The following is a 23,492-nucleotide window of genomic DNA, read 5'->3' on the forward strand; positions in this document are numbered from 1 at the left end:
CCGGCGCGTTCGGCTCCTGTGCCGCCTGCCTCCCCGAGCGGGGGCCTCGCCTCACGCACGCTGAGTAGGCACCCCTTGACAGTCGGGCACTGGGTGGGTGATCGTCCGCAAGCAGGCGCAACCCATCTCGTGACGGAGGCCGCCATGGCACTACGGTTCATCGGAATCGACCCTCATACAGACGGCGACGAATGCCCGACAGCATGGGTTGATGACGAGACCGCCGACATCGTCGTCCAGGGCTGGAAAGCAGACGACGCCACCACGGCCGAGTGCCTCGAAACGGGGAAGATCCCCGACAGCGAAGCCGTCGTCCGCGTCCCGGCCCGAATGGCCCCGGTTCTGAGGGAGGCATGCGATGCCGCCGAAGCCGCCGAGCTTCGCCGAGCAGCTCGCTGACTGCACACAGTCGGCCGTGCATCTGGAGATGCGCGACGCCTACGGCATCGCCGACGAGGCCGAGGAGTTCGCCGCGTGGAAGACAGGAGACTCGGCCGGTCGGCATGACTGGCACGGACGACGGCGGGGCTGGCTCGACCTGGTGAGCGCTGCCGTCGAGCGCGGTGTCGTCATGCGGCGCGCGAGGATTGTGTCCGAGCCCGTCAGTGACTACATCCGCTTCGAGCATGAGGGGACTCCCCTCAACATCGAAGCGGGCGAGGACGTGCGCTGGCTGCCGCGCCGCCGTGCGTCCGATCTCGCGTTGCCGGGGAACGACTTCTGGCTCTTCGACGAGCGGGTGGTCCGGTTCAACCACTTCACGGGCGACGGCGCGAGCGGCGGCCCGGAAGTCGTGGACGACCCGGCCGTCGTCAAGCTGTGCGCGGTGGCGTTCGCGGCAGTCTGGGAGCGGGCCGTTCCACACGCCGAGTACCGCGTCTGACACTCCGACTGCACCAACGCCGTGCCCGCATCGTCCTCGTCCAGTGCGCAAGAGGCGCGCCGCGCGCTCGCGGCGCGCCTGCGGGAGATACGACTCGACGCCGGCCTCACCGGCCGTGAGGTGTCGGCGCAGTGCGGCTGGCACGCATCCAAGACCACGCGGCTGGAGAAGGGACAGGCCGCGCCGTCGGACGCGGACATACGCGCCTGGTGCACCGCGTGCGGCGTTCCGGGACGCGCACCGGATCTGATCGCCGCGTCCCGGGACATCGACTCGATGTACATCGAGTGGAAGCGACTCCAACGCGGCGGACTCCGGCGGTTGCAGGAGTCACGCGTTCCGCTGTACGAGAGCACGCGCCTGTTCCGGACGTACTCCTCGCACGTGATGCCAGGTCTGCTGCAGACACCGGAGTACGCCTCCGCGCTGCTGTCCGCGATCGCCGAGTTCCGAGGGACCCGCAACGATGTCGCCGAGGCTGTCGAGGCGCGCATGGCCCGCTCCGGCGTGACCCGTCAGGGGCGCGCGCGCTTCGTCATGCTGATCGAGGAGGCGGTCCTGCGGTCGCAGATCGGGGAGCCCGCCGTCATGGCGGGCCAACTCGGGCATCTGCTGTCGGCCATGGCGTTGCCGGCCGTGTCGCTGGGGATCATCCCGTTCGCCACTCGCGCGCGCAGGATGTGGACCGTGGAGGCGTTCACGATGTTCGATGACCGGCGCGTGCACGTCGAGCTGCTGGCCGCGCAGGTGACGGTGACCGCTCCGGGCGAAGTCGCGCTGTACGTCGAGGCACACGCCCGCCTGCTGCAGCAGGCGGTGTACGGAGACCGTGCGCGTCATCTGATCACGGCCGCGATTGAGGCTCTGGGGTGACCGGCCGCAACTACGCGCAACTCGCTGGGTGGTGAACCCTCCGGGCTCCTACGGTCGTGCGCACGAACTTCCTCGGGGAGGCGCCCATGGCCACCATCGACCCGGTCCCACGACCCGCGCCCGTGCGGGACGAGGACCCCCGCATCACCGTCATCACCGGCCTCGAAGGGCCGGTGATGCCGCTCGGCTCCGCGCTGCCGGACACGCCGGCCGACGAGGACACGGACGGCCCGGGGACCGCGTCGTGAGCCTGGACCCGCGCTGCGGTGGGTGCGGCACGACCGGTCCGGCGCTGACGGCGATCTCCCTCATGCCGTCCGGCTCGGGCGGCGGCTGGTCGGAGCACGCGTGCCGTCCCTGCCTGCTGGCTTGTCGTCTCATCCCGGTCGTGCATCATCCGGTGTCGAGTTGGGGTGAGCCGCACCAGTGGCCGGACGAGGTACCGGACGACCTGGTGGAGCGGCTCGCCGACCTGGCGCCGGGTGTCGTGTTGCAGCCGATCGTCACCCGCCTGTTCCGCGCAGCCCGTGCGAAGGCCCAGCACGGGATCACAGCAGCCGTGGACGAACTGCAGGCAGCCGTCGATGCTGCGCCGGGGCCGTTGTGCATGTATTGCGAGACCACCGGCGAGCCGCTGATCACCGTCGCCGCCGGGGAGGCGACCGCCGGTCCCGGGCGTGGGTTCCAGGCGTGCCGGGACTGCCTGGTCGAACAGCGGCTTGTTCCGTTCCTCGCCCACCCGAGCAGCAGCCGTGGCGACCTCCACTACTGGCCCGACATCGTCCCCACCGACCTCGTACGGCGACTCGCCGACCTGGACGAGGACCAGTTGGCCGACGTACAGCCCGCCGTGGACCGACTCTGGCCCGCCGCCACCCTCGCCACCGCACGGACGACCGCCGACCTGGAACGCGACGCCGCCCGAGCCATCGCCGCCGACGCCGTCGACGTCCTGCACACCGCCGTCCGCGACGTCGTACCCGAGACCGACCGATGACCGCAGCCTGGACCGTCCTCACCCTGACCGGCGCCGGACTCACCGCACGGACCGGGCACACGTACGAGGTCCCCGAGACAGACGGCAGCCCCGACTACCTGTCCTGGCTGGACGACGAGACAGCCCCGCGCTGACCCGCCCGCACGCCGGCTCGGCGCGGTTACCCTGCCGTCATGATCCGTGCGGTGATGTTCGACGTCGGCGAGTGCCTGGTGGACGAGACGCGGGAGTACGGGACGTGGGCCGACTGGCTCGGCGTTCCCCGGCATACGTTCGCCGCCACGTTCGGTGCGGTCATCGCCCGGGGGCAGGACTACCGCGAGACGTTCCAGGTGTTCCGGCCGGGCTTCGACCTGTCCGAGGAGCGCGAGAGGCGTGCGGCGGCCGGGCAGCCCGAGAGTTACGGCGAGGACGACCTCTACCCGGACGTCCGCCCGGCGCTCGCTGCGCTGCGCGCGGCGGGACTGTGGCTCGGCATCGCGGGCAACCAGACCGTCCGCTCGGGGCGCATCCTGCGCGAACTGTTCACGCCGGACGTGGACCTGATCGCCACGTCCGACGACTGGGGCGTGAGCAAGCCGGACCCCGCCTTCTTCCGACGCGCCGTCGACACGGCCCCGGTGGACGCCCGCGAACTGCTCTATGTGGGCGATCGTCTGGACAACGACGTCCTGCCAGCGGCGGCGGCCGGAATGCGGACGGCGTTGATCCGCCGTGGCCCGTGGGGCGTGATCCAGCAACACAACCCCGCGACCTCCCGGGCAACGATGCGGATCGACGGCCTCCACGAACTGCCTGAGCGCATCGCCAAGTTCAACGCCGAGACAGCGCACTGACCGTGGTGGACCAGTCGTAGAGCCGATCATCCAGCGCCCGGACGCACGCCTCGCCCTCCCACGGCTGGAGCGCGCGCCGCACTTCGCGAACGCGGTCCATGCCCATCGCGTACCAGGTGACGGCCAACTGGTCGAACGCTTCCCCCGCATACCGACACGCGTCCGCCGACTGCCCGGCGGCGGCTTCGACGGGAACGACCGTGGCGGCGACCGAGCACGGCGGCCTGCCTCTGTTCACTCGTCGTCAGCGATGCGATGTGCTCGCGGCTGAGCAGCGAAGCCGGTCCCGCCGAGGAGGAACAAGCCGTTCGTCACGCCGGGTGCGAGTCGTACCAGGTGTCGAGCAGCTCACCGACCGCCGGGGTGTCCCGGTGCATCCCGAACGCGCCGAGAGTGTCTCTGAGCATGGCGTCCGTGCGCGGCGATGCCGTCCGGGCAGCCAGCTCGGCTGCCCGCCGGGCGGAAGTGGCTGCCCCCTCGACCTCGCCTGCGCCCAATCGCGCATCCGCCAACCAGCAGTGCAGCAGTGACATCTCCCGGGCGTGCGTGTCGTCGTAGGGCGCCGTCAATGTCTCGAAAACGGCACCAGCGCGGTCGTGGCGCCCGAGCGCCGACCAGACGCGGCCCGCCATGATCATGGACTCGTCGCGGTTGATCCAGTAGACGGTGTCGGGCTCGTCATCGGACGCATCGTCGCGCCGGTCGTGAGCCTCCTGTCCGATACCCAGGGCTCGTTCGGCGCCCGTCACGTCGCCGGTGCGGGCGCAGGCCCAGGCGAGCCGGTCGGCCAGAACGACCCGCACCGCCGGAATCGCGCCTCGCGCGTTGGCGAGCGACGCGCGGGCCATCGCCACTCCTTCGGCGGGGTGTTCGGACGACGCGGTCAGGTAGGACAGTTCAGACAGGGCCGTGGCGCCGAGAGTGCGGTCCCCGGATCGGTTGGCTGCGTTCGCCGCCGCGAGCGCGAGGCGCCGTGCCTGCTCGCCGTGCCCGGCGTCGAAGGCCGTCCAGGCGGCGAACTGGTACAGCTCTCCGAGCGTGCCGAGCAGTTGCCGGCCCACGTCCTCTGTGTAAGTGCCCGAAGCGGCCAGGCCCGCGAGGTGGCCGATCTCCCGGACCGCCAGCGGATGGACAGCGGCGCCCCCGCTGTAGTCGTCCAGTCGGCGCAGGTCCACCAGCCGCGCCCTCGCACGCTCCACATCCGAGCGGCCGAGTCGGCGGCCCATGGCTGTCGCGGGGGCACCGAGGGCGACTCCGGCGACGGCGCTTGCTCCGATGAACTGGCGGCGGTCCACAGGCAACTCCTCCGGGCTCTCAACCTCTTGGATACCCGCAGACTGCGCGGTCTCACCAAGGTAACCGTTCAAGGAAACGCCGAGAACCCGCTCAAGGTGCGGGCGCCACACGGTGGGACACCTGAGCCCTTTCTCCCATCGGTAGACCTGATTCCGGCCCGGGCCGTCCGTGGGAGCGCGACCTGCCGAAACGGCCAGGCGGGCGGACAATCCCTCCTGCGTCAAGCCGCGCGCCACCCGCGCGGACCGGATGCGGTCCGCATCATTCACGGCTCCCCCACTGATGTGCTGGACGACAACTGGACGACAGTGGCCGACAGTCTGGCAGCTCGCTCCGCTACGCGCCTGGTCGTTGACTCATCGTGACCCCTACGAAGGTCGGTGAGAACATGGCGACGACCGCCCCCCTGCCCCCGCCCGCGCCTTCCTGGATGCCACTGCTCCAGGTCCTGTACGTCCCGCCCCGCCCCACGATCACTGGCCTGCCGGGGCCACTGACGCCGTCCCCGCCGCCGGACGCATCGGACGGCCAGGACACGGACGAGTCGGAGGCGGGGGCGTGAGCATGGTTCTCCGTTGTGGTGGGTGCGGGGAGACCGGTCCGGCGTTGACGGTGATCTCGTTGATGCAGGCGGAGTCGGCGGCGGGGTGGTCGCAGCATGCGTGTCGTCCGTGTTTGTTGGCCTGCCGACTGATCCCGGTCGTGCATCATCCGGTGTCGAGTTGGGGTGAGCCGCATCAGTGGCCGGACCAGGTTCCGGACGACCTGGTCGAGCGGCTCGCCGACCTGGCGCCGGGTGTCGTGTTGCAGCCGATCGTCACCCGCCTGTTCCGGGCGGTGCGTGGGAAGACCGAGCACGGGATCACGGCGGCCGTGGACGAGCTGCGGGCCGCTGTCGATGCGGCTCCCGGGCCGCTGTGCATGTACTGCGAGACCACCACCGGGCCACTGACAACCGTCGCGGCGGGCGAGGCGACCGCCGGTCCCGGGCGTGGGTTCCAGGCGTGCCGCCCGTGTCTGGTGGAGCAGCGGCTTGTTCCGTTCGTCGCCCACCCGAGCAGCAGCCGGGGAGACCTCCACTACTGGCCCGACATCGTTCCCACCGACCTCGTGCGGCGGCTTGCCGATCTGGACGAGGACCAGTTGGCCGACGTGCAGCCCGCCGTGGACCGACTCTGGCCCGCCGCCACCCTCGCCGCCGCACAGGCGACGGCCGACCTGGAACGCGACGCGGCCCGAGCCATCGCCGCCGACGCCGTCGACGTCCTGCGCACCGCCGTCCGCGACATGGCGCCGGAGACCGACCGGTGACCGCAGCCTGGATCGTCCTCGGGCTGGCGAGCGGCGCGCTCGTCGCGTGGACCGGGCTCATGTTCCACATCGCCCGCACCGTCGCCCGAGCACTCGACCACGACACCCCCTGAACCGGCGGCGCCCCCACGCCGTGCCGCAGACCGCCGCAGGGCATCGCCGTCGCAACCATCGGCGCACGTGGAATCGAAAACCGTTGCCATTCCGTCATCCTGCGGGCTTCTGACGGTCTCACACCGAACGGACCATGGAGGTTCTGCCCGTCCGACCACTCGAAGGAAGCCGATGTCGCAGCACCGACTGCCCCGCCCCAGCCTCAGCAGCAAGTTGCGTGTCAGTCTCGGAACCTCCGCCGTGGGCGCGGCACTCGCCCTCGTGGGCTCCTCGGCGGCGAACGCCGACGCCCCGAACGGGCCGCACGCCGTGTCCCAGCCCGACGCCGCGACGGACTCCGAGCAGGCCGCCACCGACGTCGCGGTTCCGGAGACCGGCCCTTCGTCCCCGACGCCGGAACCCGCCGTACCGGTCGTGGAGCAGGACCCCGGGACCCCGGTGCTGGACTGTTCGATGCCCGATTCCACGCAGACGGACGCCACCGTCGACACTGCCACGCCGGCGCAGGAGCACCCCCAGCCCTGCTCGTGTTGCGGCCTGTTCTGAGAGCGCGTTGACCGGGGCTCATCACTGCGACGGGACGCCCTCCGGGCACCGTCAGTGCGTCGATCGGCTCCGGTCGCCGGAGGACCGCGCGGCCATCGCGAGGGCCACCACCCAGCCGACGAGGGTCCAAGCGATGGCCACCTCAAGCGGTCACCACGTCATCTCCGGGTCATGAGTCCGTCCGCGCTCCTCTGCCTGGGCGGAGTGCGTCGACGAGGAGGTCGAGCAGGCGGTCGGTCCGCTCCTGGGAGGCACCGTCCGTGATGGCGACGAACACCCCCAGGAGGAGCGTGGTCACGTCTTCGGGGTCGATGTCCGTGCGGAGGGTTCCGGTCGCGGCGCCCTGTTCGAGCATCGTGGTGATCGTGGCGGTGACGCGGTCACGCGAGGGGGCGGCGATGCGTCCGGAGGCGAACGCGGTGCGCAAGGTGTCCATCATCCCGCGCTTGGTCGCCACGAAGGCGGCGTAGCGGCCCATCCAGGCACGCAGGGCGATGTCGGCGGGATGCCGGCCGATGAGGTCGGGGGCGTACGCGGTGACGGCGTCGAGTTCGGCGGCGTAGACGGCGTCGACGAGGTCCTCGCGGGTGGGGAAGTGGCGGTACAGGGTCCCGATGCCGACGCCGGCCTCCCGGGCCACGGCCTCCAGGGAGACCGGGCCCTCGGCCGTGGCGAAGGCGGCCTGGGCGGTGGCGATGAGCTTGTCGCGGTTGCGCCGTGCGTCGCGGCGGACCGGCCGGCCTGTGGCTCCGCCGGGGTCCGGCGGGGTGGGGGACGAGGGCGTTGCGGACCGATTCAAAACGGAGGCTCCTCCGATAGTGCTACGGTTGCCATAACGGAGGAACCTCCGTTTCCCTCAGTCTCTCATGGGAGCAGGTAGCCATGCCTCTCGGAACCACCCCCACTCCCCGCCCCGGCGGTACCGGCGAGCTGGCCGGTCGCACCGTGGCGCGTGTCGGGTACGGCGCGATGCAGCTCGAACGCCTCCACGACGACCGTTCCGCCGCCGTCGCCCTGCTGCGCCACGCCTTCGACCTCGGCGTCGACCACGTGGACACCGCCGAGTTCTACGGCGGCGGCTTCGTCAACGGCCTCATCCGCGAGGCGCTGCGCCCCGGGGACGACGTGCTGATCGTCAGCAAGGTCGGCGCCGCCTCCGACCCCGACGGCCCCTTCCCCCTGAAGGTGGCCCAGCGCCCCGAGGAACTGCGCGCCGGTGTCGAGGCCAACCTCGCCACGCTCGGGGTCGAGCAGATCCCGGTGGTCAACCTGCGCCGCATGGACGTGGGGATCACACCGCCCGTGCCCGACGACCAGGTGATCGACCTCGACGACCAGCTCGCGGAGATGACCGCGCTCCGCGACGAGGGGAAGATCGGCGCGATCGGCCTGAGCAGCGTGTCCCTGGACGTCCTGCGCCGGGCACTTCCGGCGGACATCGTGTGTGTGCAGAACGCCTACAGCCTCGTGGCCCGTGAGGACGAGGAACTGCTCGAACTGTGTGAAGCCGAGCGAATCGCCTGGGTCCCCTACTTCCCCCTCGGCGGTGCGTTCCCGGGCATACCGAAGGTGACCGACGAGCCGGCCGTGCTCGCCGCCGCCGAACGCCTGGGACGCACCCCGGCGCAGGTCGGCCTTGCCTGGCTGCTCCACCACAGCCCCCGGACGCTGCTGATCCCGGGCACCGCCACCGCGGGTCACCTCGAAGCGAATCTCGCAGCGGGGGCGCTCGACCTCGACCCGGAGACCGTCGCGGCGCTCGACGCGATCCCTCCGCGCCCCGCCACCGACCCGCTCCACTGACGTACGAGGGCTCCCTGTTCCGCCGGGTGTGACCGTCCGGAGGTGCCGACTAGGGACGGCGGGCCAGGAGGTGGGTGTCGAGGAAGCCGCGTTCGGTGGCCGGGTCGTGGAGCAGGCGTGCGAAAGGGGGGATGCCGGCCTCGGTCAGCAGGGTCGCGAAACGGTCGGCGGGCCAGCTCCAGGCGGGTGTCACCTTGTGATCGAAGCGGACCGGTTCCGGCCCTTCCGTGCCGAAGAGCGACACCAGGAGCAGGCCCCCCGGCGCCAGGACGCGGGCCTGCTCGGCCAGCAGCGCGGGGAGTTCTCCGGGCGGGGTGTGGATCATCGAGTAGTGGGCCAGTACGCCGCCGAGCGCGCCGTCCTCGACCGGCAGGGCCTCCATCCGCGCCACGTCGAACCGCAGCGCGGGATGGGCGCGCCGGGCGTGGTCGATCATGCCCGGGGAGATGTCGAGGCCGAAGGCGTCGAGGCCCAGCTCGCGCAACATGGCCGTGAGGTGTCCCGGTCCGCACCCGACGTCGGCCGCCCGTGTGTTCCCCGTCCCACGCACCAGCTCGGCGAAGGTGCCGATCATGTTCCGCGCGAACGGCTGCTTCTCCAGCCGGTCGGCGAACATCGACGCGTACAGTTCGACGACCCCGTCGTAGGCCGCCCCGGTCCCGTCCTGGTGATCCGCCACGGCGGAGAAGCTACCCGGCCGGGTCGCCGCCGGTGAGAGCCGGGGCGATGTGCGGTGGGGGCCTCCGAAGGACTACGCTCGCGCTCGTGGCCGATATCCAGATTCCCGCTGACATCAAGCCCGCCGACGGCCGGTTCGGCGCGGGCCCCTCCAAGGTGCGCACCGAGGCGCTCGACGCCCTGGCGGCGACCGGCAGCTCCCTGCTGGGCACCTCCCACCGGCAGGCGCCCGTCAAGGACCTGGTCGGCCGCGTGCGTGACGGCGTGCGCGCCCTGTTCTCCCTGCCCGACGACTACGAGGTGATCCTCGGCAACGGCGGCACCACCGCGTTCTGGGACGTGGCGACGCACGGGCTGATCGAGGCGAAGTCGCAGCACCTCTCGTTCGGCGAGTTCTCCTCGAAGTTCGCCAAGGCCGCCAGCAAGGCGCCGTGGTTGGACGAGCCGACCGTCATCACCGCGAACCCCGGCACCCTCCCGCAGCCGCGCGCCGAGCGCGGCGCCGACACGTACGCGTTCACGCACAACGAGACCTCCACCGGTGTCGCCGCCCCGATCCAGCGCGTGGCGGGCGCCGACAAGACGGCGCTGGTCCTCGTGGACGCCACGTCCGGCGCCGGCGGCCTGCCGGTGGACATCACCGAGACCGACGTCTACTACTTCGCGCCGCAGAAGGTGTTCGCGGCCGACGGCGGCCTGTGGATCGCGGTGTTCTCGCCCGCCGCCCTGGCGCGCGCCGAGCGGATCGCCGCCTCCGGCCGGCACATCCCCGAGTTCTTCTCGCTGCCCACGGCGATCGACAACTCGCGGAAGAACCAGACGTACAACACCCCGGCCCTCACCACGCTGTTCCTCATGGCGGAGCAGCTCGACTGGCTGAACGGGCAGGGCGGCCTCGACTGGTCGGTCGGCCGCACGGCGGACTCCTCGGGCCGGCTGTACACGTGGGCCGACAAGTCGGAGTACGCGACGCCGTTCGTGACGGACCCGGCGCAGCGTTCCCAGGTCATCGGCACGATCGACTTCGCCGACGGTGTCGACGCGGCGGCCGTGGCGAAGGTCCTGCGGGCCAACGGCATCGTGGACACCGAGCCGTACCGCAAGCTGGGCCGCAACCAGCTCCGCGTCGCGATGTTCCCGGCGATCGCGCCGGACGACGTCGAGGCGCTGACCCGCTGCATCGACTACGTGATCGAGCGCCTCTGACCCTCCCCGGTCACCGCGCGGCCCGGTGCCCCCCTCCGCACGCCGGAGGGGGGCACCGTCGCGTCAGGCCGTGGTGAACGCGCTGATGCCCGTGTGGGTGATGAGGGCGGGCAGCGTCGCGAGGGTGAAGACCTTGCCGTTCGTCGCGCACAGCAGGTCCCGCATGTCCTGCCGCCGGACGCCGAAGCCGCGGCCGTCCACGCACGCGACGAGTTCGAACGACGGCCGCCCCGCCCGCTCCCGCGCGTCCCGCATGGCGGCGAGCCGCAGCAGGCGCGCCACCTTGTCGCGGGCCGTCCCGTCGTCGCCGGTGATCTTCGCCTCGATGACGACGGCGGGCGCCAGCTCGTCCGGCACGAAGAAGTCGGGGGCCTGCTCGAAGCCGGGCAGCCGCTCGGCGCGCCGCGTCCTGCGGAACGGGACGCCGTGCGCCGTGAGCAGCGTCTCGACGGCGTTCTCCATCACGTCGCCGACGATCTCCGAGACGGCGTCGCGGTGGCTGGCGAACGGGCGGCCGAGGAACCGTTCGTACAGCACGGCGGCGTACGGCACGTCGTGCGCCGCCGCGTGCGCCACGCTCTCGGGGCCGTGCGCCGTGTCGAACTTGTCGAGCCGGTGCAGGAGCCCGTCCGGCACGCCGCCGGCGCCCTGCGCGAGCACCGTGCACGCGGCCTCCAGCATCGCCGTCACCCGCTCGCCCACCAGCGCGGATGCGCCGCGGAAGAACGCGGGGTCGCGGCGCGCCCGGCTGTCCATCATGCGGGCGGCGCCCGCCGGGAGGACGAGGCCGGTCTCCTCGGCGGTCAGGTCGGCCCACTCGGGCGGCGACACCCCGAGGACGGTCCGCAGGACGACGAACGCCCGCGCGTCCTCCGCGAGCGCCGCCCGGCAGGCGCCGGGGTCGAGGCGGGCGAAGCCGCCGGTGGCGCGGCGCAGCGCCTCGTAGCCGGCGCGGAAGTCCGGGTAGTCGAGGAACGCGTCGCCGCGCGGCAGGGTCATGAAGCGGCTCGTGAGGTCCGCGAACGTCGTCCGCACCAGCGCGTCGAGCTGCGGGGAGCCGGGCGTGATGCCGTCCACCTCGTAGGGGCGGACGGCGGGCTCGGACGTCTCGGGTATGTCCTGGGTGTCGGTGATCTCGGGCTCCGGGGGGTGCGACGGTGGGGCGCGGGTCAGGTCAGGGCGCGGACGGCCCTGCGGACGGCGTCCATGCGGGCCTCGACGGGCGGCGCCGCGTCCCAGCCGGCGGCGGCGAGGGTACGGACGGCCGCCGCGGCGACGTGGCCCGCGCGCAGGCAGGCGGTGTCCCCGGCGGTGCAGGCGTAGCCGCCGGCGCGCATGCTCGCGGTGTCGCGGGCGACGGCGGCGTCCACGGCGGCGGTGTCCATCGGCAGGCCCGGTTCCGGCACGGCCGTGGTGGCGTCGCGGCACACGAAGATCGAGTCGAGGATGGACGAGTTCGTGCCGGCGATGTGGAGCGAGGCGGCCATCTCGGCGGGCGCGGGCAGGACGGCGGTGCACGTGAACCCGGCGTCCAGCATGGCGACGGCGAGCGGGACGTACGCCTCCGGGTCGTTGTGGTGGTAGGTGAACGCGAACGGCGCGCCCGGCTTCAGCGCCCGCGCCATCCGCGTGAACACGTCGCTCAGGCCGGCCGTGAAGGCGTCCAGGCCGCGGCTCAGCGTCCGGTTGCCGGTCAGCTCGGCGGGCGTGCGGGTCGTGGGCGCCCGGAACTCGGGGACCTCGTCGCCGAGGACGCGGCGCAGCCACACGTAGCAGAAGTCCATCAGCTCGGCGTACTGGACGTTGTCGTAGTACGGCGGGTCGGTGAGGACGGCGTCGATGCTGCCGGGCCGCAGCTCCATCGCCTGGGACGGGCCGCAGCGCAGCCACGCGGCGCGCCCGCCGCCGTCCGGTTCGGCGGCCGTGAGGGGCGCCTCGATCGTCTCGCCCGCGGCGGGGACGGTCCGCCGCGGCCCGGGGCCCGGCAGCGTCTCGTACGGCTCGCGGGCGTACCGCTTGGCCTTCGCGTACTTCTCCAGGAAGTGGACGAACGATCCTGAGCCGACGCGGGGGATGCCGGCGAGGTTGTTCTCGCAGACGACGAGGCCGACGGGGAAGCCGTGGACGGAGAAGATGTCCTGGCACTTGAGGGCGTAGGTGTCGTAGCGGCACAGGAGGTTCTGGTAGCGCAGGGCGTCGCTGAAGACGGTGGCCAGGGCGTGGCGCGTGCGGCGGTCGGGGACGTCGCGCAGGAGGCCGGCGAGGGTGGCGAGGCCGAGCTGCTGGCGGACGCCGAAGAGCTGCCGGTACGTGCGGTACTTCCAGCGCAGGAGGCGGTTCGTCTCGTCGCCCTCGGGGATCTCCTCGTCGGGCAGCAGCGCGGTGAGGGTGTCGTCGGCGGCGAGGCGGTCCGCGGCACGCCCGACGCGGGCGTGGTCCTCGGCGTCGGGGCTCTTGAACTGCCGCCCCGGGGTGCCCGCGTAGCAGTGGGAGCACTGGTACTCGATGGCGAAGAGGCGGTGCTCGGGCGGGGACGCGAGGTGGTCGGCGTGGGCGAACGTGTGGCCGCACGCGAGGCATTCGGTCTTCCCGCGACGGGCGTTGCCCCGGGACAGGTCGCGCGCGCACGTGGGGCAGGTGCGCTCCTCGCCCTTGGCGAACTCGTGCAGCGTGTCGCAGGTCGGGCAGGTGTACACCTCCTTCGGGTGGCGGACGGACTCGGCGACGCGGAGGCCGGGGAAGAGGGAGACGGTCGCGGAGCAGCCGGGGCAGCGGCACGTCTTGACCCACAGGAAGTACTTGACGGGCGCGGTGTCGCCGCAGCCGGTGCAGCGGGTCTCGTACAGGTCGCCGACGCGGTCGTTCAGGGCGGCGTGGACCTCCTGCCCGGCGCGGGTGAAGGCGTCCTCGTCGAGGGGTTCGACGGCCTGCCTGACCAGCCAGTACGACATCGGGCTGACGTCACCGGCGACGACGCCGAGGCCGAGGCGCAGCGACTCGAAGACGGTGGTGCCGCCGCCCATGAACGGGTCGGCGACGACGCCGTCGACGCGGTTGCCCCGCCAGTACGCCTCGGACAGGTCGCGGTCGCCGAACTCGGCGAGCAGCAGGCTGCGGAACACGCTTCCGGGCCGCCGCGCGAACCACTTGTGGATGCCGATGACGGGCCGGTACGACTGCTGCACCTGCTTCTCGCGCAGCGCGAGCCGCGCCACGAACGGCGCGTCGAACCGGCGCTCCAGACGCCCACCGGCCCCGGCGTCATCCGTATCCGGACCGTCGAGGTCGGTGAACGAAAGCTGCATGGGGGCCAGTCTGCCACCCGGCGAAACACCCCACGCCCGGCCCGCCCGTCCGGCACACTGCCCCCATGGCCACCACACGACCCCGTCGGCGGACGGGGGCGCCCGGCCCCGGACATGGCTTAGCCCCGGCGACATGACCACTAAGGTCAGCGGTCCACCGGGGCTTCTCTCGCACAACTATACCTGGATTCGACGGAGACACAACGTGGCGCACATTCCCTCGCCCCCAAGCGCCGGCCCATGGGTGGATGCCTGGCTGAGCCCGGCCCGTTACGGAGTGTATTTGAACGAGGCCGACGGCGACCGTGCCCGGGCGCTGAGGCTGTACCAGTGGAACAGCGAGCTGTCGTGCGCGGTCCTGCACGATCTCGGACACTTCGAGGTCGCGCTGCGCAATGCTTACGCCGCGGCGCTGGACGCGACCTGGACCGGGAGCGGTCACTGGCTGGACGATCCGGCCAGCCCGCTGCGGGCACCGTTGATGCGGAAGAAGCGGGGTGGCCCGCGCGGCCCACGTCACGTAGACGTCAACGACAAGCTCCGCCGGGCCATCGACGGCCTCCGCGGACGGTATGGCGCGCAGGCCCCGCCGGGAAAGATCATCGCGGATCTGTCACTGGGTCTGTGGCGGTTCCTGTCATCCGCTGCACACGAGAAGACCCTGTGGGTGCCACACCTCCACCGGGCCTTCCCCCGGGGAACCGACCGCGGCGCGCTCGACCGGCGGGTAGGCAGACTCCACGAGCTGCGCAACCGGGCCGCGCACTGGGAGCCACTTCTGGCGGCGCCCCTGGAGCGCCGGATGGACGACCTCATGTGGGTCACCGAGCTGCTCAGCCAGGACCTGGCCGTCTACATCCGCCACCACAGCGAGGTCGCCGCGATGCTCGCGAAGCGCCCGTGACGCCGGCGAGGCCGGCCCCTCCAGGCTGTGCCGCCGTAGTCGCCAGCCATGCCAGTGGCGGCGGCTCCCGCCGCCCCGATGCGGGAACGGCCGTTTCCGGGCGCGGCGGAGCCGGGCGGCGTGGTGTCGCGTACGGTCTGCGTGTGGATGACATGACAACCGCCCGGCCGGGGCGGCCGTTCGATCCGGCGGTCGGGGAGGCCGCGCTGCGGGCCACGCTGGAGCTGCTGGAGGAGAAGGGGTACACCGGTCTGCGCGTCGCGGACGTGGCGCGGGAGGCCGGGGTCGGCCTCGGCGCGCTCTACCGCCGCTGGCCGGACAAGCGCTCCCTCGTCCTCGCGGCGCTGCGCGGCGCCGCGCGGGACCGCGACATCCCGGTCACCGACGACCCGATGGCCGACCTCGTCACCGGCCTGAAGACCCTCGCCTCCCGCCTCGGGGAACGCGCGACGCCCCTGCTCTCCATCATCCTGACCGGTACCGACCCGCAGCTCGCGGACGCCGTGCGCGAGGCCAAGTTCGCACCCCTGCGCGACAGTCACTACGAGCGGCTGCGCCGCGTCGTGGGGGACGTGCCCGATCTGGAGGTCCGCGCCGACATCGGCCCGGCCCTGATCTTCCTGCACGTGATGATGCGCGGCAGCGCGCCGTCCGACGAGTACATCCGCACGGCGATCCTGCCCGCGATGCTCCGCGGCACGGACGGTGCGCCGTGACCGGCGGCCGGGACCCGGTGGCCGCGCTCGCCTCGTCCGTGGTCCTCGTCACCGGCGTCATGGCGGCCGGCAAGTCCACCGTCGCCCAGCTCATCGCCGAACGGCTGCCCCGCGCCGCCCACGTCCGCGGCGACGTCTTCCGCCGCATGATGGTCACGGGCCGCGCGGACCCGACGCCGGCGGGTACCCCGGAGGAGGCGGCCCAGCTCCGGCTCCGCCACCGCCTGTCGGCCGCCACCGCCGACACGTACGCGGCGGCCGGGTGGACGGCGGTCGTGCAGGACATCGTGATCGGCCCCGACCTGGCCGACTGGGTCGCGGCGGTCACCACACCGTCCCTGTACGTCGTGGTGCTCGCCCCCTCCCCCACGGCCGTCGCACGGCGCGAGGCGGAACGGCCCAAGACCGGCTACGGCGGCGGCTGGACCGTCGCGTCGCTCGACACCGCGCTGCGCCGCGGCACGCCCCGCCTCGGCCTGTGGCTCGACACCTCGCGGCAGACCCCGGACGAGACGGTGCGCGCCGTGCTGGCCCGGCTGCCGGAGGCACGGATCGCGCGGCCCGCCGCGGAGGGCTGACGGCGGGCCGCTCCGCGCGTGTTCCCCGTCCCCCGATGGGGTGTTACGTTCGGCCGCGCGGTGACTTCGGTGTCCCGACCGGCGGGGAGTGGGTGTGCGTGGTGGCACGGATACGGCGTCGCGCGGTGGCGGCCGGGATGCTCGTGGGGCTGCTCGCGGCCTGCGGCGGGGGCGGTGGCGGCGGCGCGGGCGGCGACGCCGCCCCGGACGCCGAGGTGCCGGGTGAGCTGCTGACCGTGAGCGTGCGGGGCGGGCTCGCCGGCGCGGCCGGCGGGGTGTTCGTCGCGGTGGACGGCGGCGGCGGTGTGATGCGGGCCGCCGGGACGGCCGAGACCGTCGTACGGGACGAACTGTCCGCCGCCGACCTGGCGACGCTGACCGACCTGGTGGACGGCGAGGCGTTCGCCGCGCTGCCGCCGCAGACGTTCGACGAGCCGGCGCCCGACGCGTTCCAGTACACGTTCGTGCACGAGGACCGCTATGTGATGGCCGACGACGCCTCCCTGGAACCGCCGCTGGACGAGATCGTCGAGATCCTGCGGCCCTGGCTCACCGCCGGCGGCTGACGAGGCGGCGCACCCCCAGCACGGCCGCGATGGCGACCACGACGACGGCCACGGCCCCACCGGACAGGGAGAGGTCGGCCCCGCCGTCGTCCCCGTCGCCCGACGCGCCGGAGCCGCTGTCGTCGCCCGACCCGTCGCCCTCGCCGTCGCCGTCCTCGTCCGCCACCGAGTCCGGGAGCATGTCGCCCTTCAGCCGGACCGGTTCGACGGTGCTGTTCTCCCCCTCGCTGCCGAACATCAGCGTCCGCCCGTCGCGGGTGAACGTCACCGATTCACCCTGCTGCTGGATCGGCACCTGGACGACCTGGTCGAACGGTTCGGGCGTGCCGTCGTCCGTCCACCGGTACATCCCGGCGCCGAAGTAGCCGCGCAGCAGCAGCCGGGTGCCGTCCGGCGAGAACGCGCCGTCCGTCACCCACAGGTCGAGGTCGGCGACGCGTTCGAAGACGTTCACGCCGTCCGCCGACAGCTCCTCCGGGCCGGCGTACAGGGCGGCGTCGCCCTCCCGTTTCTTGCTCGCGATGTAGACGCGGCCGGTGACGGGGTGGACCATCAGCGCCTCGGCGTCGCGCGGCCCGTCGTCGTACGTGACGGTGAACACCTCGGGTTCGACGGTGATGTCGGCGAGGGTCTCCGGCTCGGGGAAACGGTAGATGTACACCTCGCTCCACGCGCCGTCGAAGTTGTCGCCTATGTCCCCGACGTACAGGTCGCCGTCGGGGCCGAGGGAGATGGCCTCCACGTCGCGGGCTTCGACGCCGGCGAGCGTCACGGTGGCGACGGTCTCGCCCGTCGAGCCGTCGACGGCGAACACGCGGCCGGTGTCGTCGCTGTCGTTGTGCGTCCAGTAGACGCCGGGATGGATCCCGGACGACTGGAGGCCGCTCGATTCGACGATGCGCTCGTCGGAGATGGTGAACGCTTCCGGTTCACCGTCGTCCGCGGCCTGCGCGGGGAGGGGCAGGGCGACGCTCAGGGCGGCGGCGACGACAGCGGCGACGGCGGCGCCGGACCGGCGCGGTGTCCAGGTGGGCATGGGCCAAGCCTGCCAGGCCCCGGGGGTGTCGATGTTCTGGACGAACTGCGAACGCCGGTGACCGCGCGGCAAACATTCGTTCACGCATAGAGAAGTCGCGTTCCGCGACATTGCCGCCACCGATCGCGTTCCCTACCGTCTCGATCATGACCGTTCACCGACACAACGGCCGCCGTGCCGCGGGCCGTTCCGGGACCGTCCGGCCGTCCCCGTTACCGCCCGTCGCGGGAATCCTGTGCGCCGCCGGGGCGGTGGCCGGTTCCCTGCTCGTCTGGGCCACCGTGGACAACCCGACCTGGGGTCCGGCCGAGGTGAGCGGCATGGACGGGGACGGCAGGTACACGCTGTGGCTCGCCGTCGGGGCCGGCGTGCTGCACCTCGCGGCGATCGTGACCCGCATCCCGCTGTGGTCGGTCGTCGCGGCCCTGCCGGCCGCCGGGGCCGCCGCGTGGGCCGCCCTGAACGCGTTCGACCCCGAGCGTTCGGCACGCATCTACGCGCGCGAGGGGCTCGGCCGCAGCGGGCAGAGCGAGGACGAGATCGTCTCCGTCCTCCTCGGTTACGCCTCGGCGCCCGGCGTCTGGCTGACCGCCGCGGCGGCGGCGCTGTGCGCGCTCACGGCCCTGTGGTCGGTCGCCCAAGCGGGAGGGCTCGTTCCTGATGAGGAGGACATGCGAACTCCGCACGAAGAAGCGGCGAAGAGATGAGTACATGAGACGACAAATGGGATGACCACGTTGCTGTCATGCTCACTCACTACCTACGTTTTCGGCCATGAGTGCAGACAACCAGTACCCAGCGGCTCCGTCCGCGACGCCCGCGGGGGGCGCCGCCGGACAGCAGCGCAACCTTCTCATCGCGGCCATCATCGGCTCCCTCGTCGTCGTCCTCGGCTCGGTGCTCGCCTGGTCCAGCAGCAGTGAGCTCGACGCCTCCACCCGCGGCACCGAGGGCGACGGCCTCTACACGCTGATCGCCTCCCTGATCGCGGCAGCCCTGCTCGTCGTCGCCCTGCTCCGCAAGAACGTGCTCTTCGCCACCGTCTCCATCGTGGCGAACCTCGTGAGCCTCGTCTTCGCCGTCCTGAACGTGATCTCCCCGGACCGCGCCGTGCGGGCCGAGGGCGAGTCGGAGGGCGTGTCGTCCGAGCAGATCGACGCCGTGCTGGACGCCATCGACATCTCCGCCGGCGCCGGCATCTGGCTGGCCCTGCTCGGCTCGGTGGTCGGTGTCGCGGCCGCCGCCGTCGTGACGCTCCAGGCCCGCCGCGCCTGATCCCCCGGGGCGCCGGGGGAGCGCCCGCACACCGGCCGACGCCCGTGCCGGACCCGACGGTCCGCCACGGGCGTCGCCTCTTGCGTGGAGCGCACTCCAGGGAGTTGTCTGGCGATCATGCAGTACACACAGCTCGGACGCACGGGTCTCAAGGTCAGCCGCATCGTCCTCGGCACGATGAATTTCGGTCCGTTCACGACCGAGGAGGACAGCCACGCTCTCATGGACGCCGCCCTCGACGCGGGCGTGAACTTCTTCGACACCGCCAACATCTACGGCGGCCCGGACTCCAGGGGCCGCACCGAGGAGATCCTCGGCTCGTGGTTCGCGCGGGGCGGCGGGCGCCGCGAGAAGGTCGTCCTCGCCACCAAGGTCTACGGCAGCACCACGCCGACCGGACAGGACCCCTGGCCCAACACGGACCGCCTCTCCGCCCTCAGCATCCGCCGCAACGTGGAGGCCAGCCTCAAGCGGCTCGGCACCGACCACATCGACCTGTACCAGTTCCACCACATCGACCGCGCCACGCCGTGGGACGAGATCTGGCAGGCCGTCGACGTCCTCGTGCAGCAGGGCAAGATCCTGTACGCCGGCTCGTCGAACTTCGCCGGCTGGCACATCGCCGGCGCCAACGAGGCCGCCGCGCGGCGCGGGTCCCTGGGCCTGGTCAGCGAGCAGTGCCTGTACAACCTGGTGGAGCGCCGCGCCGAGATGGAGGTGCTGCCGGCCGCCCAGGGCTACGGCCTCGGCGTCATCCCGTGGTCGCCGCTGGCGGGCGGCCTGCTGGGCGGCGCGGTCCGCAAGGAGCGCGAGGGCGGCGCCGCCGGACGCCGGTCGGCCGACGCGCTCGCGAACAGCGGCAGGCGCGAGCAGATCGAGGCGTACGAGGACCTGCTCGCGAAGGCCGGCCTCGAACCGGGTGAGGCGGCCCTCGCCTGGCTGCTGACCCGCCCCGGCGTGACCGGCCCGATCGTCGGCCCGCGGGTCAGGGAGCAGCTCGACTCGGCCGTCCGCGCGGTGGACCTGGAGCTGGACGCCGACGTACTGGCCGGCCTCGACGACATCTTCCCCGGCCCCGGCCCGTCCCCGGAGGCGTTCGCCTGGTGACGGTCCCGGTCAGCGCGGGAGCGGGAGGCGTGTCCGCAGGGCGTCCGTCGTGACGGGGGTGTCCGTGCCGGTGGCGCGGGCCAGTGCGGCGGCGGTCAGGCCGAGGGCGTCCGCCAGTACCTCGATGACGGCGGGTGAGACGACGACGGCGACGACCTCGCCGTCGTCGTCGGCCAGCCGCACGTACGGGGCGTCGTGGGCGAAGTCGAGCGCGCGTTCCGGGTCGGCGGCGGGCACATCGCCGTGCTCCTCCAGACGGGCCTGGAGCGCCCGGGCGGCCGCCGCGTAGCGCACGACGGCGTCGAGTTGCCGTGCGGCGTCGCGGAGCGGCAGGTGGCCGGTCGGGCCGGTGCGGACGTAGCCGTCGAACCGGTTCGGATCCATGCGGCGCAGCATGGCACGACACCGGTGACGCCCGTGCCCGGGAGCGCGGGGTTCACCCGTGCGGGACGGCTCAGCCGAAGACCGCCGCGAGTGCCACGACGGCGAGGAGGGCCACGAGGGCGGCCGTCACGATCCTGGTCCTTGTCCTGGCGTTCACGGGACCAACGGTACGCCCAGCGGCCAGGTGGCCTCCGTCGAGTAGGGGTGTCCGGTCTCGCTGCCCATGAGCGCGAGGCGGGTCACCTCCCAGGGGGACGTCCGCAGGCCGGCGAGGGCCGCCGTCCACGGCGCGAGGCCGGCGCCGCCGCGCGGGGCACGCGCGAGCGTGAGGTGCGGCCGGTAGCCGTCGTGGCCGGACGCGCCGGGCGGTACGGTCCCCGCCAGCCGCGTCAGGGCCGGCACGTCGCCGCCGACGCCGGCCCACAGCACACGGTCGCCGAACGTCCCGGTGCCCGTGAGTCCCAGCGTGAACGGCCGGGTCCCCGCCGCCGCGCGGACGAGGCCGGCGCGCAGGGCGGGCAGCCCGTCGTCCGGGACCTCGCCGTAGAAGGCGACCGTCACGTGCCAGTCGACGGCCGCGTTCCAGCGCAGGCCGTCGGCGCCGGGCAGGGCGGCCGGGCCGCGGACGGCCCCGGTCAGTTCGCGGACCACCTCGTCGGTGGGCACCACAGCGGCGAAGAGCCTCACCCGTTCCCCCTTCTCCCCGGCGCCCTCACGCACGGAACGGCGCCCGTCCCATGATGCGGGACGGGCGCCGTCGAGAGGAGCCCGGGGCCGGGCGTCAGGCGGTGGCGGTCATCTCCTTCGCCTCGCGCGGCACGAACGCCACGCGCCGCCGGCCGGGGCGCAGGCTGATCTCCAGCCGCAGGCCGCCGATCCTGGCCAGGACCAGCGCCACGCCCATCGCGGACAGGAGGCAGACCAGGCCACCGGACGCCATGCCCATGCGGGCGCCGAACTCGTCGGTGATCCAGCCCGTGAGCGGACCGCCGATCGGGGTGCCGCCGACGAACACCATCATGAACAGGCTGATCACCCGCCCCCGCATCGCCGGGTCGCTGCCGAGCTGGATGCTGGAGTTCGCCGTGACCTGGAAGGTGAGCGACATGATGCCGACGACCGGCATCAGCAGCGCGAACAGCCAGAACGAGGGCGCCAGGGACGCCGCGAACAGCGCCACGCCGAACAGCGCGCCGGCCGCCACCGTGAACCGCGTCCGCCGGCTCGTGCGGCGCGCCGCCAGCAGGGCGCCGACGACGGATCCGGCGGCCATCAGGGAGTTCAGCAGGCCGTAGGTGCCGGCCTCGGAGTGGAACACGGTGTCGGTGAACGCCACGAGCCAGATCGCCGCGTTGAACCCGAACGTGCCGATGAAGCCGACCAGCACGATGAGCCACAGCAGATCGGGCCGCCGTCCGACGTAGGCCAGGCCCTCGCGGAGCTGGCCCTTGCCGCGCGGGGCGCGCTCGGCGGGGTTCAGCTCGGAGGTGCGCATCATCAGCAGTCCGATGATCGGCGCGGCGAACGACAGGCCGTTGAGCAGGAACGCCCACCCGGACCCGACGGCCGAGATCATCACACCGGCGACGGCGGGGCCGACGAGGCGGGCGGACTGGAAGTTCCCCGAGTTGAGGGACACGGCGTTGCGCAGGAGGCGCGGTCCGACCATGTCGGAGACGAACGTCTGGCGGGCCGGGTTGTCCACGACCGTGACCAGGCCGACGACGAACGCGACGGCGTACACGTGCCAGACGGCCACCACGCCGGACAGCGTCAGGGCGGCGAGCGTCAGGCCCGTCACGCCCAGCGCGCCCTGGGTGGCGAGCAGCAGGCGGCGCTTGTCGAGTCGGTCGGCGAGGACACCGCCGTAGAGACCGAAGAGCAGCATCGGGAGGAACTGGAGGGCCATGGTGATGCCGACGGCTGCGGCCGAGTCGGTCAGTTCGTGGACCAGCCAGTCCTGGGCGATGCGCTGCATCCACGTGCCGATGTTCGACACGACGGAGGACGCGAAGTGGATCCGGTAGTTCCGGATCCGGAAGGAACTGAAGGTGGAGATCTTGTCGGTGGTCGTCAGGGGTGCGGGTGCGGAGTCTGCTCCGGGTCCCGGACTCAAGGGTCAACACTCCTTCGTGCGCTGCGCGCGTGCGCGCCGTGCTGTGGTGCGGGTGGTTCGGTCGTGCTGCGGTGCTGTGCTGCGGTACTGCGGTGGTGCTGTGGTGCGGGAAGGTCCGTCAGAGGTGGGCGAGGCGGTGGAGGACGGGGGCCGCCGAGCGGAGCGTGGCCCACTCCTCCTCGTCGAGCTGTTCGGCGAGCGCGGCCAGCCACTCGTTCCGCTTGGCCCGGCTCGCGGTGACCACCTCGGCCGCCTCGTCGGTCGCGGCCACGAGCTTCTGGCGGCGGTCCTCCGGGTGCGGCGCGAGGGCGACGAGGCCGCGCTCCTGGAGCAGCGCGAGGATGCGCGTCATGGACGGCGGCTGCACGTGCTCCTTGCGGGCCAGCTCGCCCGGGGCGAGCGGTCCGCAGCGCACGAGCGTGCCGAGGGCCGACAGCTCGGCGAGACTGAGCGTGCGGTCCGTGCTCAGGTGGCGCAGCCGCCGGGAGAGCCGCAGGACGGCCATGCGCAGCTCGTTCACCGCGTCGGCGTCCGGGGGGCTGTCCAGCTTGAGGTGGGGCATGCGTCACCGCCAGGGGGTCTTTAGCTTGTCTAACGAAATATATTACGCTCATCGGACGGCGGACATTCCACGTAGGCCGGTGGAGTGACGCACTCCACGCCGATCACCGCCGGGTACGCTGAGCCCATGCGCTGGGCAGACCTGACGGACGGCAAACGCGAGGCCCCCGAGCCCCTGGAGGGCCCGGTGGTCGGCACGATCGTGACGGGCACCGTCGTGTGGACGGTCCTGTTCCTCGCCCAGCTCCCCTTCTACGGCTGGTTCGCCGACCACGGGCACACGTGGTGGCTGTGGGCGTGCCTGGCGGGCGCGGGCCTCGGGACGTTCGGCATCTGGTTCGTACGCCGCCGCGACGCCGCCATCCGCGCCGCCGCCGCCCGCGAGGCCGGCTGACCCTCCC

Annotated in this window: 30 protein-coding genes and 1 pseudogene; 20 read left to right on the forward strand and 11 right to left on the reverse strand. The window is 72.6% G+C overall.

Annotation, left to right across the window (positions count from 1 at the left end):
• Window positions 1-144 precede the first annotated feature (144 nt).
• From EMA09_RS11055 to EMA09_RS11075, 7 genes are all read left to right on the forward strand, one after another.
• Complete coding sequence (locus EMA09_RS11055; protein WP_129843971.1) at window positions 145-399, forward strand: hypothetical protein; 255 nt, start codon at window positions 145-147, stop codon at window positions 397-399.
• Window positions 359-883: a DUF6879 family protein gene (locus EMA09_RS11060; protein WP_129840893.1), complete on the forward strand. Its 525-nt coding sequence runs from the start codon at window positions 359-361 to the stop codon at window positions 881-883. The genes EMA09_RS11055 and EMA09_RS11060 overlap by 41 nt, the downstream gene beginning before the upstream one ends.
• Before the next feature lie 21 nt (window positions 884-904).
• A complete protein-coding gene (locus EMA09_RS11065) occupies window positions 905-1,756 on the forward strand; it encodes a helix-turn-helix transcriptional regulator (protein WP_129840894.1) in 852 nt (283 codons plus the stop codon).
• Window positions 1,757-1,842: 86 nt separating this feature from the next.
• A complete protein-coding gene (locus EMA09_RS28300; protein ID WP_168220700.1) occupies window positions 1,843-2,004 on the forward strand; it encodes a hypothetical protein in 162 nt (53 codons plus the stop codon).
• On the forward strand, window positions 2,001-2,753 hold the full coding sequence (locus tag EMA09_RS11070) for a hypothetical protein (RefSeq protein ID WP_129840895.1): 753 nt from the start codon (window positions 2,001-2,003) through the stop codon (window positions 2,751-2,753). Before EMA09_RS28300 ends, EMA09_RS11070 begins: the two co-directional genes overlap by 4 nt.
• Window positions 2,750-2,887 (forward strand): hypothetical protein, encoded by a 138-nt coding sequence (locus EMA09_RS28305; RefSeq protein WP_168220701.1) that lies wholly within the window; start codon window positions 2,750-2,752, stop codon window positions 2,885-2,887. Before EMA09_RS11070 ends, EMA09_RS28305 begins: the two co-directional genes overlap by 4 nt.
• A gap of 39 nt (window positions 2,888-2,926) precedes the next feature.
• Window positions 2,927-3,589 carry an HAD family hydrolase gene (locus EMA09_RS11075; protein ID WP_129840896.1) on the forward strand — a complete coding sequence of 221 codons (663 nt, stop codon included), beginning with the start codon at window positions 2,927-2,929 and terminating at the stop codon, window positions 3,587-3,589.
• Here the strand turns inward: EMA09_RS11075 and EMA09_RS28950 are convergent.
• Window positions 3,567-3,779, reverse strand: a pseudogene (locus EMA09_RS28950) (transcriptional regulator); the annotation flags it as partial. The gene EMA09_RS11075 and the pseudogene EMA09_RS28950 overlap by 23 nt on opposite strands.
• Before the next feature lie 121 nt (window positions 3,780-3,900).
• Entirely contained in the window at window positions 3,901-4,884 is a 984-nt protein-coding gene (locus tag EMA09_RS11085; protein ID WP_168220702.1) for a twin-arginine translocation signal domain-containing protein, read from the reverse strand.
• Window positions 4,885-5,273: 389 nt separating this feature from the next.
• Here EMA09_RS11085 and EMA09_RS28310 point away from each other — a divergent pair, with 389 nt between their 5' ends.
• The 3 genes from EMA09_RS28310 to EMA09_RS11095 all read left to right on the forward strand — a co-directional run bounded on the left by EMA09_RS28310 (window position 5,274) and on the right by EMA09_RS11095 (window position 6,856).
• Window positions 5,274-5,447 carry a hypothetical protein gene (locus EMA09_RS28310; RefSeq protein WP_168220703.1) on the forward strand — a complete coding sequence of 58 codons (174 nt, stop codon included), beginning with the start codon at window positions 5,274-5,276 and terminating at the stop codon, window positions 5,445-5,447.
• Window positions 5,448-5,587: 140 nt separating this feature from the next.
• Entirely contained in the window at window positions 5,588-6,196 is a 609-nt protein-coding gene (locus EMA09_RS11090; protein ID WP_129840898.1) for a hypothetical protein, read from the forward strand.
• A gap of 285 nt (window positions 6,197-6,481) precedes the next feature.
• Window positions 6,482-6,856 (forward strand): hypothetical protein, encoded by a 375-nt coding sequence (locus EMA09_RS11095; RefSeq protein ID WP_129840899.1) that lies wholly within the window; start codon window positions 6,482-6,484, stop codon window positions 6,854-6,856.
• 169 nt (window positions 6,857-7,025) lie between these two features.
• On the opposite strand, the gene EMA09_RS11100 is transcribed toward EMA09_RS11095, so the two are convergent.
• A complete protein-coding gene (locus EMA09_RS11100; RefSeq protein WP_129840900.1) occupies window positions 7,026-7,655 on the reverse strand; it encodes a TetR/AcrR family transcriptional regulator in 630 nt (209 codons plus the stop codon).
• 83 nt (window positions 7,656-7,738) lie between these two features.
• Between EMA09_RS11100 and EMA09_RS11105 the strand changes: the two genes are divergently transcribed.
• Complete coding sequence (locus EMA09_RS11105; protein ID WP_129840901.1) at window positions 7,739-8,659, forward strand: aldo/keto reductase; 921 nt, start codon at window positions 7,739-7,741, stop codon at window positions 8,657-8,659.
• Window positions 8,660-8,708: 49 nt separating this feature from the next.
• Here EMA09_RS11105 and EMA09_RS11110 read toward each other — a convergent pair whose 3' ends face one another.
• Window positions 8,709-9,338, reverse strand: coding sequence for a class I SAM-dependent methyltransferase (locus tag EMA09_RS11110; RefSeq protein ID WP_129840902.1), 630 nt, complete (start codon window positions 9,336-9,338; stop codon window positions 8,709-8,711).
• 86 nt (window positions 9,339-9,424) lie between these two features.
• On the opposite strand from EMA09_RS11110, the gene serC reads away from it, so the two are divergent.
• Complete coding sequence (gene serC, locus EMA09_RS11115; RefSeq protein WP_129840903.1) at window positions 9,425-10,543, forward strand: phosphoserine transaminase; 1,119 nt, start codon at window positions 9,425-9,427, stop codon at window positions 10,541-10,543.
• A gap of 63 nt (window positions 10,544-10,606) precedes the next feature.
• Here serC and EMA09_RS11120 read toward each other — a convergent pair whose 3' ends face one another.
• Window positions 10,607-11,620, reverse strand: a complete 1,014-nt coding sequence (locus EMA09_RS11120) for a hypothetical protein (protein WP_129840904.1) — start codon at window positions 11,618-11,620, stop codon at window positions 10,607-10,609.
• 92 nt (window positions 11,621-11,712) lie between these two features.
• Window positions 11,713-13,848 (reverse strand): DUF1156 domain-containing protein, encoded by a 2,136-nt coding sequence (locus tag EMA09_RS11125; RefSeq protein ID WP_129840905.1) that lies wholly within the window; start codon window positions 13,846-13,848, stop codon window positions 11,713-11,715.
• Window positions 13,849-14,125: 277 nt separating this feature from the next.
• Here EMA09_RS11125 and EMA09_RS11130 point away from each other — a divergent pair, with 277 nt between their 5' ends.
• From EMA09_RS11130 to EMA09_RS11145, 4 genes are all read left to right on the forward strand, one after another.
• Entirely contained in the window at window positions 14,126-14,752 is a 627-nt protein-coding gene (locus EMA09_RS11130; RefSeq protein WP_240796349.1) for a hypothetical protein, read from the forward strand.
• Window positions 14,753-14,904: 152 nt separating this feature from the next.
• Window positions 14,905-15,468: a TetR/AcrR family transcriptional regulator gene (locus tag EMA09_RS11135; protein ID WP_240796654.1), complete on the forward strand. Its 564-nt coding sequence runs from the start codon at window positions 14,905-14,907 to the stop codon at window positions 15,466-15,468.
• The gene (locus EMA09_RS11140; protein WP_276324179.1) at window positions 15,465-16,046 is read left to right on the forward strand and encodes an AAA family ATPase; all 582 of its coding nucleotides are present in this window, start codon (window positions 15,465-15,467) and stop codon (window positions 16,044-16,046) included. Before EMA09_RS11135 ends, EMA09_RS11140 begins: the two co-directional genes overlap by 4 nt.
• A gap of 98 nt (window positions 16,047-16,144) precedes the next feature.
• Window positions 16,145-16,612, forward strand: a complete 468-nt coding sequence (locus EMA09_RS11145; RefSeq protein ID WP_129840908.1) for a hypothetical protein — start codon at window positions 16,145-16,147, stop codon at window positions 16,610-16,612.
• Here EMA09_RS11145 and EMA09_RS28315 read toward each other — a convergent pair.
• Complete coding sequence (locus EMA09_RS28315) at window positions 16,596-17,648, reverse strand: hypothetical protein (RefSeq protein ID WP_168220704.1); 1,053 nt, start codon at window positions 17,646-17,648, stop codon at window positions 16,596-16,598. The genes EMA09_RS11145 and EMA09_RS28315 overlap by 17 nt on opposite strands.
• 146 nt (window positions 17,649-17,794) lie before the next feature.
• Between EMA09_RS28315 and EMA09_RS11155 the strand changes: the two genes are divergently transcribed.
• The 3 genes from EMA09_RS11155 to EMA09_RS11165 all read left to right on the forward strand — a co-directional run bounded on the left by EMA09_RS11155 (window position 17,795) and on the right by EMA09_RS11165 (window position 20,030).
• A complete protein-coding gene (locus EMA09_RS11155; RefSeq protein WP_129840909.1) occupies window positions 17,795-18,355 on the forward strand; it encodes a hypothetical protein in 561 nt (186 codons plus the stop codon).
• Window positions 18,356-18,422: 67 nt separating this feature from the next.
• The gene (locus EMA09_RS11160) at window positions 18,423-18,923 is read left to right on the forward strand and encodes a hypothetical protein (protein WP_129840910.1); all 501 of its coding nucleotides are present in this window, start codon (window positions 18,423-18,425) and stop codon (window positions 18,921-18,923) included.
• A 117-nt stretch (window positions 18,924-19,040) separates the two neighbouring features.
• Window positions 19,041-20,030, forward strand: a complete 990-nt coding sequence (locus EMA09_RS11165; RefSeq protein WP_129840911.1) for an aldo/keto reductase — start codon at window positions 19,041-19,043, stop codon at window positions 20,028-20,030.
• Between the two features lie 9 nt (window positions 20,031-20,039).
• On the opposite strand, the gene EMA09_RS11170 is transcribed toward EMA09_RS11165, so the two are convergent.
• The 4 genes from EMA09_RS11170 to EMA09_RS11185 form a co-directional block, all read right to left on the reverse strand.
• Entirely contained in the window at window positions 20,040-20,414 is a 375-nt protein-coding gene (locus tag EMA09_RS11170) for a hypothetical protein (RefSeq protein ID WP_129840912.1), read from the reverse strand.
• Between the two features lie 153 nt (window positions 20,415-20,567).
• On the reverse strand, window positions 20,568-21,101 hold the full coding sequence (thpR, locus tag EMA09_RS11175) for an RNA 2',3'-cyclic phosphodiesterase (RefSeq protein WP_168220705.1): 534 nt from the start codon (window positions 21,099-21,101) through the stop codon (window positions 20,568-20,570).
• A 94-nt stretch (window positions 21,102-21,195) separates the two neighbouring features.
• Window positions 21,196-22,530, reverse strand: a complete 1,335-nt coding sequence (locus EMA09_RS11180; protein ID WP_129840914.1) for an MFS transporter — start codon at window positions 22,528-22,530, stop codon at window positions 21,196-21,198.
• A gap of 118 nt (window positions 22,531-22,648) precedes the next feature.
• A complete protein-coding gene (locus EMA09_RS11185; RefSeq protein WP_129840915.1) occupies window positions 22,649-23,092 on the reverse strand; it encodes a MarR family transcriptional regulator in 444 nt (147 codons plus the stop codon).
• 126 nt (window positions 23,093-23,218) lie between these two features.
• Here EMA09_RS11185 and EMA09_RS11190 point away from each other — a divergent pair, with 126 nt between their 5' ends.
• The gene (locus tag EMA09_RS11190; protein WP_129840916.1) at window positions 23,219-23,485 is read left to right on the forward strand and encodes a DUF2530 domain-containing protein; all 267 of its coding nucleotides are present in this window, start codon (window positions 23,219-23,221) and stop codon (window positions 23,483-23,485) included.
• Window positions 23,486-23,492: the final 7 nt, after the last annotated feature.

Origin of the sequence: Streptomyces sp. RFCAC02, assembly GCF_004193175.1 — a bacterium.
In the GTDB taxonomy this organism is placed as follows: Bacteria; Actinomycetota; Actinomycetes; order Streptomycetales; family Streptomycetaceae; genus Streptomyces.

Bases quoted from the DNA above. Each gene is read 5' to 3' on its own strand.
- EMA09_RS11055 (WP_129843971.1), top strand. From the start codon at position 145: ATGGCACTACGGTTCATCGGAATCGACCCTCATACAGACGGCGACGAA.
- EMA09_RS11060 (WP_129840893.1), top strand. From the start codon at position 359: ATGCCGCCGAAGCCGCCGAGCTTCGCCGAGCAGCTCGCTGACTGCACA.
- EMA09_RS28300 (WP_168220700.1), top strand. From the start codon at position 1,843: ATGGCCACCATCGACCCGGTCCCACGACCCGCGCCCGTGCGGGACGAG.
- EMA09_RS28305 (WP_168220701.1), top strand. From the start codon at position 2,750: ATGACCGCAGCCTGGACCGTCCTCACCCTGACCGGCGCCGGACTCACC.
- EMA09_RS11075 (WP_129840896.1), top strand. From the start codon at position 2,927: ATGATCCGTGCGGTGATGTTCGACGTCGGCGAGTGCCTGGTGGACGAG.
- EMA09_RS28310 (WP_168220703.1), top strand. From the start codon at position 5,274: ATGGCGACGACCGCCCCCCTGCCCCCGCCCGCGCCTTCCTGGATGCCA.
- EMA09_RS11095 (WP_129840899.1), top strand. From the start codon at position 6,482: ATGTCGCAGCACCGACTGCCCCGCCCCAGCCTCAGCAGCAAGTTGCGT.
- EMA09_RS11105 (WP_129840901.1), top strand. From the start codon at position 7,739: ATGCCTCTCGGAACCACCCCCACTCCCCGCCCCGGCGGTACCGGCGAG.
- EMA09_RS11125 (WP_129840905.1), bottom strand. From the start codon at position 13,848: ATGCAGCTTTCGTTCACCGACCTCGACGGTCCGGATACGGATGACGCC.
- EMA09_RS11135 (WP_240796654.1), top strand. From the start codon at position 14,905: ATGACAACCGCCCGGCCGGGGCGGCCGTTCGATCCGGCGGTCGGGGAG.
- EMA09_RS28315 (WP_168220704.1), bottom strand. From the start codon at position 17,648: ATGCCCACCTGGACACCGCGCCGGTCCGGCGCCGCCGTCGCCGCTGTC.
- EMA09_RS11155 (WP_129840909.1), top strand. From the start codon at position 17,795: ATGACCGTTCACCGACACAACGGCCGCCGTGCCGCGGGCCGTTCCGGG.
- EMA09_RS11160 (WP_129840910.1), top strand. From the start codon at position 18,423: ATGAGTGCAGACAACCAGTACCCAGCGGCTCCGTCCGCGACGCCCGCG.
- EMA09_RS11165 (WP_129840911.1), top strand. From the start codon at position 19,041: ATGCAGTACACACAGCTCGGACGCACGGGTCTCAAGGTCAGCCGCATC.
- EMA09_RS11170 (WP_129840912.1), bottom strand. From the start codon at position 20,414: ATGGATCCGAACCGGTTCGACGGCTACGTCCGCACCGGCCCGACCGGC.
- EMA09_RS11185 (WP_129840915.1), bottom strand. From the start codon at position 23,092: ATGCCCCACCTCAAGCTGGACAGCCCCCCGGACGCCGACGCGGTGAAC.
- EMA09_RS11190 (WP_129840916.1), top strand. From the start codon at position 23,219: ATGCGCTGGGCAGACCTGACGGACGGCAAACGCGAGGCCCCCGAGCCC.